This is a genomic window from Stenotrophomonas sp. CASM101 (assembly GCF_049384845.1).
GTDB classification, from domain to species: Bacteria; Pseudomonadota; Gammaproteobacteria; order Xanthomonadales; family Xanthomonadaceae; genus Stenotrophomonas; species Stenotrophomonas hibiscicola.
The window spans coordinates 412,281-422,933 of record NZ_JBMRFR010000003.1 but is presented as its reverse complement, the minus strand read 5'-3'; the positions used below and the strand labels follow the sequence as shown (position 1 = coordinate 422,933).

9 protein-coding genes are annotated in these 10,653 nt (G+C 67.6%); 2 read left to right on the top strand and 7 right to left on the bottom strand.

The annotated features are described in order from the left end of the window. Positions 1–53: 53 nt before the first annotated feature. A complete protein-coding gene (locus VG543_RS08215; RefSeq protein ID WP_019660789.1) occupies positions 54–830 on the bottom strand; it encodes an SDR family oxidoreductase in 777 nt (258 codons plus the stop codon). 111 nt (positions 831–941) lie between these two features. Between VG543_RS08215 and VG543_RS08210 the strand changes: the two genes are divergently transcribed. Beyond that, positions 942–1,154, top strand: coding sequence for a hypothetical protein (locus VG543_RS08210; RefSeq protein ID WP_058978748.1), 213 nt, complete (start codon positions 942–944; stop codon positions 1,152–1,154). A 112-nt stretch (positions 1,155–1,266) separates the two neighbouring features. Here the strand turns inward: VG543_RS08210 and sppA are convergent, their stop codons facing one another. From sppA to VG543_RS08190, 4 genes are all read right to left on the bottom strand, one after another. Further along, positions 1,267–3,189, bottom strand: coding sequence for a signal peptide peptidase SppA (sppA, locus tag VG543_RS08205; RefSeq protein ID WP_134730050.1), 1,923 nt, complete (start codon positions 3,187–3,189; stop codon positions 1,267–1,269). 115 nt (positions 3,190–3,304) lie between these two features. Beyond that, positions 3,305–4,669 (bottom strand): MATE family efflux transporter, encoded by a 1,365-nt coding sequence (locus VG543_RS08200; RefSeq protein ID WP_155030195.1) that lies wholly within the window; start codon positions 4,667–4,669, stop codon positions 3,305–3,307. Positions 4,670–4,875: 206 nt separating this feature from the next. After that, positions 4,876–5,451 carry a DUF3106 domain-containing protein gene (locus tag VG543_RS08195; protein WP_423178640.1) on the bottom strand — a complete coding sequence of 192 codons (576 nt, stop codon included), beginning with the start codon at positions 5,449–5,451 and terminating at the stop codon, positions 4,876–4,878. After that, positions 5,444–6,448 (bottom strand): hypothetical protein, encoded by a 1,005-nt coding sequence (locus tag VG543_RS08190; protein WP_423178641.1) that lies wholly within the window; start codon positions 6,446–6,448, stop codon positions 5,444–5,446. The genes VG543_RS08195 and VG543_RS08190 overlap by 8 nt, the downstream gene beginning before the upstream one ends. A gap of 412 nt (positions 6,449–6,860) precedes the next feature. Here VG543_RS08190 and VG543_RS08185 point away from each other — a divergent pair, with 412 nt between their 5' ends. Beyond that, positions 6,861–9,038, top strand: coding sequence for a primosomal protein N' (locus VG543_RS08185; protein WP_423178642.1), 2,178 nt, complete (start codon positions 6,861–6,863; stop codon positions 9,036–9,038). Positions 9,039–9,120: 82 nt separating this feature from the next. On the opposite strand, the gene VG543_RS08180 is transcribed toward VG543_RS08185, so the two are convergent. Then, positions 9,121–9,741, bottom strand: a complete 621-nt coding sequence (locus VG543_RS08180; protein WP_312542305.1) for a glutathione S-transferase — start codon at positions 9,739–9,741, stop codon at positions 9,121–9,123. Positions 9,742–9,853: 112 nt separating this feature from the next. Continuing rightward, positions 9,854–10,633, bottom strand: a complete 780-nt coding sequence (locus VG543_RS08175; RefSeq protein WP_010481148.1) for an NYN domain-containing protein — start codon at positions 10,631–10,633, stop codon at positions 9,854–9,856. Positions 10,634–10,653 lie beyond the last annotated feature (20 nt).

Below are 10,653 nucleotides of genomic sequence, written 5' to 3'. Positions count from 1 at the left end.
ATATTCAGTTGATTGCGGTTGCCGGCCAGCGGCCGGCACTACCCTTCCGAAGATCAGAACCCGTAGCGCAGGAAGCCGCCGTCCACCGCGATGCACTCGCCGGTAACGTAGCTGGCTGCCGGCAGGCACAGGAAGCCCACGGCCGCAGCCACTTCCTCCGGCTCGCCGATACGACGCATCGGCGTGCGATTGATGACTTCTTCGTAGTAGTCCGGGTCCGACAACGGGCCGGACGTGCGCCGGGTACGGATGTACCACGGTGCCACTGCGTTGACGCGGATGCCATCTTCGGCCCACTCGACGGCCAGGTTGCGGGTCATCTGGTGCATCGCCGCCTTGGTCATGCCGTAGACCACGCCACTGCGCACATGGGTCAGGCCGGACACGCTGCCGACGTTGACGATGGACGACGACGCGTGGCGTGCCAGCAGCGGATGTGCGTAGCGCGACAGCTCGAACGCCGAGAACAGGTTGGTCTCGAAGATCTTGCGCCACTCGTCTTCGGAGTACTCGGTGGCCGCCTTGGTGACGTTGCCGCCGGCGTTGTTTACCAGGATATGCAGGCCATCGCTGTGGTCCTCCACCCAGTCCAGGATCTGGCGGCGGTCCTCGTCGTCGGAAACATCGGCGGCCAGCGCATGCACCTGCATCTGCGGATACACATCCAGCAACTCGTCGCGCGCGGTCTCCAGCATGTCGATATCGCGGCCGACGATCATCAGGTCGGCACCGAACCCGGCCAGTTCATGGGCGATGGCCAGGCCGATGCCGGCACTGGCGCCGGTGATCAGGGCAGTCTGGCCGTCCAGCCGCCACCGTTGCTGGGTCATGAGTCCTCCGGGGCCGCGCCCGCTGTGTTTCGATGCAACAAGGATACGCGCTCACGGCCGCCCCCTGCCGAGGATGCGACACTGCCCGCACGCCCATCACGGAGTGCCGCCATGCGCATCCTGGTCCTGTCCACGTCCCTGCTGGCCACCGTGCTGCTGTCCGCCTGCCAGCGCCCGCCAACGCCGAACCCGGAGAAGCCACCGGTGCCCAAGGCGATGGCGCGCGCGATGCAGGAGCCGCTGGACCGCGCCAAGGGCGCGCAGAAATCCGTCGATGACGCCGCTGCGGGCGAGCGCAAGGCCGAGGCCGACGCGACGCAGTGACCTGTGGGGTCAGAACCCTTTGCGGGCAAAGGGATCCGACCCCACCAACGAGAACGCCCGGCCGAAGCCGGGCGTTTACAGTAGATCCACGCCATGCGTGGATGTGCTCCGGTCAGAACCCGCAGAAGCAGTACGCCAGCGCCTTCACCGGTGCGCCATTGCCCTTTTCGCGGGCCGCGTTCTCGACAAAGCGCAGCTGCGTATCCACTTCCGGCATCGTGCGCGCCAGCAGCATCCGCGCCATGCCCGAATCGGACAGCATCCAGGCACCAGCGCGGCTGCCGGCGAAACCGCTGACGAACTGCGCGAACGGCGTGGCCGCCTTCTCGATGTAGCGCACGCGATAAGCGTCGGCCTTGCCCAGCTTGGCACGGCTGGCGGCGTCGGCCACGGCATCCTTCAGCCCACCGAAGGCATCGACCAGGCCACGTTCCTTGGCCTGCGCACCGCTCCACACGCGGCCACGGGCCACTTCGTCGACGGCCTCGACAGGCTTCTTGCGGGCGTCGGCGACGCGACCGGTGAAGTCGGCGTAGCCCTTGTTGATCACCGACTGGATGACCTGGCCCACGGCCGGATCCATCGGCCGGGTGACATCGAACGCACCGGCGAAGCGGGTGGTGCCGACGCCATCGGTGTGCACGCCGATCTTGTCCAGCGCGCGGCTGAAGTTCGGCACCATGCCGAAGATGCCGATCGAACCGGTGATCGTCGACGGATCGGCGTAGATGCGATCGGCGTTCATGCTGATCCAGTAGCCACCGGAGGCGGCCAGGTCGCCCATCGATACCACCACCGGCTTGCCGGCGGCCTGCAGGGCGACCACTTCACGGCGGATCTGCTCGGAAGCGAACACTTCTCCGCCCGGCGAATCCACGCGCAGCACGACCGCCTTGACATCGTCGTCGTCGCGCGCGGCACGCAGCAGCGCCGACGTCGATTCGCCACCGATGCGGCCGGCCGGCAGGTCACCGCCGCTGATCTCGCCGGACGCCACCACCACTGCCACCTGCGGACGGTTGTCGACCGGGTTGCGGCGCGCATCAAGCTGGCCCAGGTAGGTGCCGAAGTCGACGTTGCGGAAGCCACCGTCGGCATCTTCGTCGGCCACGCCGCGCTCGATCATCAGGTCCTCGAACTCTTCGCGGGTCTTCAGCGCGGTCACCAGCTTCTGCTGCAGGGCGAACTTGGCCAGATCACCACCAGCAGCAGCGATGCCTTCCGGCAGCGTATCGATGCCGGCAGCCAGCTGTGCCGGATCCAGGCGACGGGCCTTGGCGATGTCGCCCAGGTAGCGCTGCCATACGTCGTTCATCCAGAACAGGTCGGCTTCCTTGGAGGCCGGCGACGCCGCGTCGAGCACGTACGGCTCGGCTGCGGACTTGTACTCACCCACCTTGAACAGGTGCACGTCCACGCCCAGCTTGTCCTGCAGGCCGGTGCGGAAGTACTGGCGGTAGCGGCCCAGGCCCTCAAGCACCACCGAACCCATCGGGTCCAGGTAGACCTCGTCGGCCTGTGCGGCCAGCAGGTACTGCGACTGGCCCATGCTCTCGCTGTAGGCCACCAGCTGCTTGCCGGAGGCACGCAGGTCCTGCAGTGCCGCAGCCACTTCACGCAGCGAGGCGAAGCCCGAGGGCTGCAGCTTGTCCAGCTCCAGCACCACGCGCTCGATCTTCTTGTCTTCCTTGGCCGACTCGATCACCCGCAGCAGGTCGCGCAGCTGGATCTCTTCGGCACCGTTGTCGCCCACCGCCTTGGCCAGTGCGCGGCTGACCGGATCGGCGCTGAACTGCTCGACCAGCCGGCCTTCCGGCGCGATCACCAGGGTGGTGCGGTCCTGCAGCGACTTGCTGGCACCGGCGCCCATGCCTGCGGCGATGACGAACATCACCAGCAGCAGGAACAGCAGGCCGAAGAACACCAGGTTGAGGATCAACCGGCGGGTGAAGTTCATGACGTCCCACAGCCCGATGAAGAAACTGGCGACGGGGTTGCGACGCGCCGGGGGCAGCGGGGGCACGGGGTGATTCATGGAACGCTCCGGATGGCTTCTTGCCGTGGTGCCAGCATAGCCGGTGCCGCGTGATGCGGCATCGGACACAAGTCAGGGGATCGCCCGCCACGGGTGGCCGGGGCGGGGCGGAAGTTCAGGACAGCATCGACTGGCCGATGCGCAGGCTGCTTCGCCGCAGGCGCCAGCCCATCAGGATGGCAGCGGCGGTGAGGCCCACGATCAGGCCGATCCACATACCCTGCGGGCCCATGCCCAGCCCCAGGCCGAGCCCGGCGCCCAGCGGCATGCCCAGGCCCCAGTACGCGAACATGGCGATGAACATCGGCACACGGGTGTCCTTCAGGCCGCGCAGCGCGCCGGCCGACAGCACCTGGATGCCATCCGGGAACTGGAAGGTGGCAGCGTACAGCAGCAGCGTCGAGGCCAGGCCGGCCACCGCCAGGTCGTTGGTGTAGACACCGACGATGGCATCGTGGCCGAACAGCAGTACCGCCGCCGACAATGTCTGCGTACCCATGATGATCGCGTAGCCGGCCCAGGCCGCGCGCCGCACGCCGAAGCCATCGCCGCGGCCGACCGCATGGCCGACACGCACGGTAGTGGCCTCGGCCACGCCCATCGGAATCATGAAGCACAGCTGGGCGACGTTGATCGCGATCTGGTGCGCAGCCGCTTCATTGGCACCGAGGCGGCCGATCAGCAGCGCGGTGACGATGAACAGGCCGCCTTCCATCAGTACGGTGATGCCGATCGGCAGGCCGGTGCGCAGCAGGTCCCAGATCGCCTTCCAGCGCGGCCCTTCGAAGTGCGAGAACAGCTGCAGATGGGCAAAGCGCCTGGTCCGCCACAGATACAGGGCGAATGCGGTTGCCTGCAGCCACATCATCACCGCCGAGGCGATCCCCAGGCCTTCGGCGCCCAGTTCCGGGAAACCGAGCTTGCCATTGGCCAGCACATAGCCCAGCGGCGCCAGCACCAGCAGGCCACCGAAGCCAAGCAGCATGGTGGGCAGTGTCCAGTGCATGCCTTCGCTGAGGTAGCGCATGCAGAAGTACAGGGTCAGCGCCGGGCCGCCCCAGCGCACCGCATGCAGGAACGCAGTCGCCCCCGGCACGATGTCCGGTGCGATGCCGAAGGCCGGCAGCAGCGGCGGCACCACCGTAAGGAAGGTGAACATGATCAGGCCCAGGCCCAACGCCAGCCACAGCGCCTGTCGGAACAGCGGGCCGATCTCGCGCTCGCGGCCAGCGCCGTGCAGCTGCGACACCGAGGCGGTGAGCGAGATCAGGGTGCCGATCGGGATCAGCATCGGCAGCCACAGCAGGGCGGTACCGATGGTCACCGCAGCCAGCGTCGCGGTGGCGTGGTGACCGGCAATCACGTTGTCGACGAAGGAGATCAGACCGGTGGACACATGGCCCAGCACAAGCGGCAGGGCGAGCAGACCGGTAGCGCCGACTTCCTTGCTGAAGCGCGGCGTGGAGGTTGCAGTAGACATAAGGTGCTTGACGCGAACTACGGTTGCGCGCGAAGGGCACAGGCACCGGGTTGCGGCCGGTCATCTTACGCGCCCGGCGCGCGCATTCCCATGACATGGGGTGAATGCTGGGTTCCGGCTGCCCCAAGCAAAAAGGGGACGGAGGGGATTAAGTCGTATCTGGCCAGTCAGTGCCGAATGCGACTTAATCCCCTCCGTCCCCTTTTTTACTGGCCCGCTTGGCGCTTGAGCCAGCTGTCGCGTTCGGCGGCCGGCACCGCAAGGAAGGCGCTGCGCACGGCGTCGCGCTCCTGCGGCGGCGTACGCTGCGCGACCAGGGCCAGCTGGGCCAGCTGCGCCGGGCTGAGCTGACGCAGCACGGCCAGCGCGGTCTCGCGCTGCTCCGGAGGCACGAAGCCGAACAAGCCATGCAGCTTTGGGAATTCCAGGCCCAGTTGCGGGCCCAGCCGCCACCCGTCGCGGAACGCCTGGTCCTGATCGCCGAACTGCTGTCGCAGACGCTGCTGCTGGTCCGCGGGCAGCGCATTGAATCGCGCAGCGGCCTGGCGGATGCGCTCGCGCTCTCCTTCCGGCAACGCGCGCCAGGCGGCGTAGTCGGCACGGCGCTGGCGCTGCTGCTGCGGATCGAGCTGGGCAAAGCCAGCCGGTGCCGCGGTCGAAGCCGGCGCCGCGGCCGGGGTGGCCGGCGATGGCGGCGGCAATGGCACGTTCAACGATTGCGGCGCCGCAGACAGGGACAGCGGCAAGGCCAGCAACAGGCTGGCGAACACGGACTTATTCATCGGCGGCGGCGGTTTCCAGCGTGGCACTGGCCGGCTCCGGTCGGCTCGGCTTGGCTTGCGATTCGTCCACCGGCAGCGGACCGCCCGCGGCGGTCCATGCGTACAGGTCAGCATCGGCAACCAGCGGGTAGTCGCGATCGGCCAGCATCGCTGCGTCCTCATTGGCTTGGGCATGCGTTGCATCCGGCGTGGCGTCGACCTTGCTCGGTGGCAGGGCTTCCACCGTCACCGGACCGGCCTCGCCCACGACGCCTTCCGGCAGCGGCGCATCGTTGCCGAAGGAACGTCCCTGCAGGTAGCGCCAACCCAGCGCAGCGGCCAGCAGCACCGCCACGGTTACCAGCAGGATCAGCGGACCACGCCAGCGCGGCTTGGCGCCCGTACGACGGCGCTTGCCATGGGCGGCCGCGCGCTCGTCCCGCTGCGGTGCTCGCCAGCTGGAGGTCGGCGCTTCATTGTGGGCGGCGGGTGCCGCCGGCTGCTGAAGCTGCTGCAGGCGCGTGGCCGGCAGTTCACGGATACGCGCCTGTACCTGTTCGGCCAACTGGCGCCAGGCCGCGGCATCGGGCTGGCCCTGGGCATCGCGCGGGCAGGCATCGGCCAGCAGGTGCTGGTAGCCGGCCTCGTCCTGGTCGAGCACGCGCGTGGCGATGCTCTCGTCCAGGCTGCCGCCTACCCGCAGCAGCAGCGCCAGGCGCGGCAGCGGCGACATCGCAGCCAGCGCGGCCAACGGTGGCGCCCATTGGCCACCCACCGGCTCGCGCAGGGCCTGGCGCTGGCCCAGCAGGGTCCAGAAGCGGGTCGGCCACTGCGCCATCGGCAGGTCGCTGGCAACGGCCGCGAACGCGCGCATCACCGCCACCAGGGTCTGTTCGGCGCGCGCGGCATCGCCGCACTGCAGCTCAGCCACCACCAGAGCGCGGCGCTCGACGCCACGCAGAAACGCCGACAGCGCGCCGGCCGCGGTCGAGGAAACAGGGGCGGGCACAGCCGTCATCGGTCACTCCAAAGGTCTGGGGGAATGATAGCGGCAGGCAATCGACGCCCGTAGGACTTGCGCCCACGGATACTTCGTGCTGCAGGTTGTGCACAGCACCACGCTCCCGGCGCGGGAAACTGCGGCAAGCAGCTGAATTCACTCTGTTTCAGCAATGTTTCACACTTAAATTGTTGATTTTGAATAGTTTTTAAGTGTGGCTATTTTTTAACCAACCCAAGCGTGAGCTCGTCGCCATCGGCCTCCTGCGTTCCCGTCGACCGGTAACGCACAACGTTATCCACAGAACATGTGGATAAGCCTGAATCTCCAATGGACACCGATATTTAGGTGACATTTATGATTCAACGGGCGCCGCTCCGCCGTCTCCCACCCCGCCATTCGCGCGCGCATGGCCCGGTACACTGGCCCGATGCTTTCACCGATTCCGACCCTGCAGGTCGCCCTGCCCGTCCCCCTGCCCCGTCTGTTCGACTACCTGTTGCCGGAGGGCGATGGCCCCACGGTTGCGGTCGGCTGCCGCCTGAAGGTGCCGTTCGGCAACCGCGAGCTGGTCGGGGTGGTGGTGGGGCACGGCCAGACCGACGACGGCCAGGGACTGCGCCAGGCGTTGGCCTGGTGCGACCCGCAGCCGCTGCTGCAGGGGGAGCTGTGGCAGAGCCTGCAATGGCTGGCGCGTTACACCCACGCACCGCTGGGCGAGGTACTGAGCACCGCCCTGCCAGGACCGCTGCGTCATGGCGAAGCCCTGCCCGACACCCACCACTGGGGCTGGCAGTTGACCCCCGAAGGCCATGCCCAGCGCGGGAAGCTGCGCGCCGGCAGCCGCCCGCGGCAGTTGGCCGAACTGCTGGCCGGGGCCGTGGTGGATGAGGATGTACTGGGCGAACGCATGGAGGACTGGCGCACCGCCGCGCGCAGCCTGGCCAAGCGTGCGCTGGCCGAGCGCGTGGCGATGACGGTGGCACCGCAGCATGCGCAGCCGCTGCCCGGCCCCACCCTCAACCCGGACCAGGCCGAGGCGGTGGCCGCGATCAACGCCGCCGAAGGCTTCCAGCCCTTCCTGCTGGATGGCGTGACCGGCAGCGGCAAGACCGAGGTGTACCTGCAGGCCATCATCCACTGCCTGGCGCAGGGCAGGCAGGCGCTGGTGCTGGTGCCGGAAATCGGCCTGACCCCGCAGACCCTGGCACGCTTCCGCGGCCGCCTTGGCATCACCGTGCACGCATTGCATTCGGGGTTGAACGACAACGAGCGCGCGCGCGTCTGGGCTGCGGCTTCGCGCGGCGAGGCACGGGTCATCGTCGGCACCCGCTCGGCGGTGTTCACGCCATTGCCGCAGGCCGGGCTGCTGATCATCGACGAGGAACACGACGGCAGCTACAAGCAGCAGGACGGCATCCGCTATCACGCGCGCGATTTCGCTCTGGTCCGGGCCAAGGCGCTCGGCATTCCGGTGCTGCTCGGCAGTGCCACCCCTTCGCTGGAAACGCTGCATAACGCCTACGCCGGGCGCTACACCCACCTGCGCCTGAAGCAGCGTGCCGGTGATGCGCGGCCACCGCGTGTGCGCATCCTCGATGTGCGCAAGCGGCCGCTGCACGATGGCCTCTCGGCCGATGTGCTGGCCGGCATCGACGAGCACCTGCAGCGCGGCCAGCAGGTGCTGGTGTTCAAGAACCGGCGTGGCTACGCGCCGGTACTGCTGTGCCACGACTGCGGCTGGACCGCACCGTGCAACCGCTGCGATGCACCGATGACCGTGCATGGCGGCGGCCGCCGCCTGCAGTGCCATCACTGCGGCGCGCGACAACCGGCACCACTGGCATGCCCGGCCTGCGGCAGCCTGGCGCTGCAACCGCAGGGCATCGGCACCGAACGCCTGGAAGAGCATCTCACCGCGGCCTTCGCCGACTTCCCTGTGGTGCGCATCGACCGCGGCACCACGTCACGTCGCGATGCACTGGAACAGCAGCTGGCGAGACTGGGCGACCAGCCCGGTATCCTGGTCGGCACGCAGATACTGGCCAAGGGCCACGACCTGCCGAAGCTGACCCTGGTGGTGGTGGTGGGCATCGACGAAGGCCTGTTCTCCGCTGACTTCCGCGCCAGCGAGAAACTCGCGCAACAGCTGATCCAGGTGGCCGGTCGCGCCGGGCGCGCACGTGACCCCGGCGAGGTCTGGCTGCAGACCCATCACCCCGGGCATCCGTTGCTGGAAACCCTGGTCAGCGGTGGTTACCACCCGTTCGCACAGGCGGAGTTGAACCAGCGGCAAGCCGCAGGATTCCCGCCATTCGCGCACCTGGCGCTGATTCGCGCCGAAGCGCAGCAGGTGGAGCATGCCAATGCGTTCCTGCTCGCCGCACGACAGTTGCTGGGCGAGCAGGACGTGGTCGAGGCCTACGGGCCGATGCCAGCACCGATGCCACGCCGCGCTGGCTACCAGCGTACGCAGCTGCTGCTGTCTGCCATGCAGCGGCCGCCACTGCATGGCGTGCTTTCGCAGCTGGTGCCACAGCTGTACGCGCTGCCGGAAGCACGCAAGGTGCGCTGGTCGCTGGATGTGGATCCAACGGACCTGTATTGATCCCGTAGAGCACTGCCGAGCATGGCTCGGCACTACCGTAGAGCCGAGCCATGCTCGGCTGCGTTTCAGCACCGGGCAGTGCTTACGTCAGCGGCGACATCACGCCGCGCTGGTAGGCCGGCCGCTCGCGCAGGCGGGCGTACCACTCGGCCAGGTGCGGCAGTTCCGGCCGCTGGATCGGCAGCTCGTACCAGGCGTAGATCAGCGAGCCCAGCGGAATGTCACCCATCGCGAACTTGTCGCCCGACAGCCACGGCTGTTTGGCCAGCGTGGCATCGGCCATCGCCAGGTAATCGCCGGCGCGCACGATCGCGGCATTGATCCGCGATTCGTCCCGGTCGGCCGGGGCGGTGCGCATGATGCCCCAGATCAGGTCGCTGTACAGCGGCGCCATCCGCGAGGTGCTCCAGTCCATCCACTTCTCGGCCTGGGCACGCTCCATCGGGTCTTCGGCGTACAGCGTGCCCAATGCGTAGCGTGCGCTCAGATAGCGCACGATGGCGTTCGATTCCCACAGCGGCAGGCCATGGTCTTCGATCACCGGTACCAGGCCATTGGGATTCATCGCCTGGTACTCCGGTGTCTGCGTGCCGCCGTGGCTGCCACCGACTTCGATGGATTCATACGGCAGGCCGATCTCCTCGGCGCACCACAGCACCTTGCGGACGTTACTGGAATTGCGGCGGCCCCAGATCTTCAACATGCGGGTTTCCTTTGCTGGCAATGCGAGCGGCAACGATACGCCTGATCGATACAGGTGTGTGCGTGCCGGATGCGGGACCTGGCATCCGGGCATTGCCGGCCAGCGGCCGGCACTACCGGTTCTTCTTCGGCAGCGCGCGCACGTAGGACGACTTGCCGTCCTTCTTCAGTTCGAACAGGCCGATCGCCGCCAACAGGTCACTCAACTTCCCGTAACCATAGTTGCGCGGATCGAACGAGGCCTGGTTGCCGATCTGGCTGCCAACCGGCCCCAGATGCGACCAGCCGTCCTCGCCCTCGGCCGAGGACACCGCGCGGCGCAGCATCTTCACCAGCCGGGTATCGCTGCGCATTTCCGCACCGCTCTTGCGTGGCCGGGCATCGTCGTTGGCCACAGGCTCGTTCGATGCCTGTTCGCTGGAAGCCTGTTCGGTATCCGGCACGCTGGCATGGGTCTGGCCCAGTGCTTCCAGGTAGGTGAATTTCGAGCACGCGTTGACGAACGGCTCGGGCGTTTTCTTCTCGCCGAAGCCGTACACCTTCACGCCATCGGTCAGCAGGCGCATCACCATCGGAGTGAAATCGGCATCGCTGGAGACGATGGCGAAGCCATCAAGGTTGCGTGCGTAGAGCAGGTCCATGGCATCGATCACCATCGCCATGTCCGAGGCATTCTTGCCCTTGCTGTAGGCAAACTGCTGGATCGGGCGGATCGCATATTCGTGCAGCACCGCTTCCCAGCCCTTCAACCGCGGGCTCTTCCAGTTGCCATAGGCGCGGCGCACGTTGGCCACGCCGTAGCGGGCGACTTCAGCCAGGACCTCGTCGATCTTCGAGGCCGGCGCATTGTCGGCGTCGATCAACAGGGCGATGCGTTTTTCCGGTTCGCTCATGGGCTCCTCACGGGCCGTTG

What these genes read in the sequence shown, in the direction of transcription:
- VG543_RS08215 (WP_019660789.1), bottom strand. Translation starts at nt 830, where the DNA reads ATGACCCAGCAACGGTGGCGGCTGGACGGCCAGACTGCCCTGATCACC.
- VG543_RS08210 (WP_058978748.1), top strand. Translation starts at nt 942, where the DNA reads ATGCGCATCCTGGTCCTGTCCACGTCCCTGCTGGCCACCGTGCTGCTG.
- sppA (WP_134730050.1), bottom strand. Translation starts at nt 3,189, where the DNA reads ATGAATCACCCCGTGCCCCCGCTGCCCCCGGCGCGTCGCAACCCCGTC.
- VG543_RS08200 (WP_155030195.1), bottom strand. Translation starts at nt 4,669, where the DNA reads ATGTCTACTGCAACCTCCACGCCGCGCTTCAGCAAGGAAGTCGGCGCT.
- VG543_RS08195 (WP_423178640.1), bottom strand. Translation starts at nt 5,451, where the DNA reads ATGAATAAGTCCGTGTTCGCCAGCCTGTTGCTGGCCTTGCCGCTGTCC.
- VG543_RS08190 (WP_423178641.1), bottom strand. Translation starts at nt 6,448, where the DNA reads ATGACGGCTGTGCCCGCCCCTGTTTCCTCGACCGCGGCCGGCGCGCTG.
- VG543_RS08185 (WP_423178642.1), top strand. Translation starts at nt 6,861, where the DNA reads ATGCTTTCACCGATTCCGACCCTGCAGGTCGCCCTGCCCGTCCCCCTG.
- VG543_RS08180 (WP_312542305.1), bottom strand. Translation starts at nt 9,741, where the DNA reads ATGTTGAAGATCTGGGGCCGCCGCAATTCCAGTAACGTCCGCAAGGTG.
- VG543_RS08175 (WP_010481148.1), bottom strand. Translation starts at nt 10,633, where the DNA reads ATGAGCGAACCGGAAAAACGCATCGCCCTGTTGATCGACGCCGACAAT.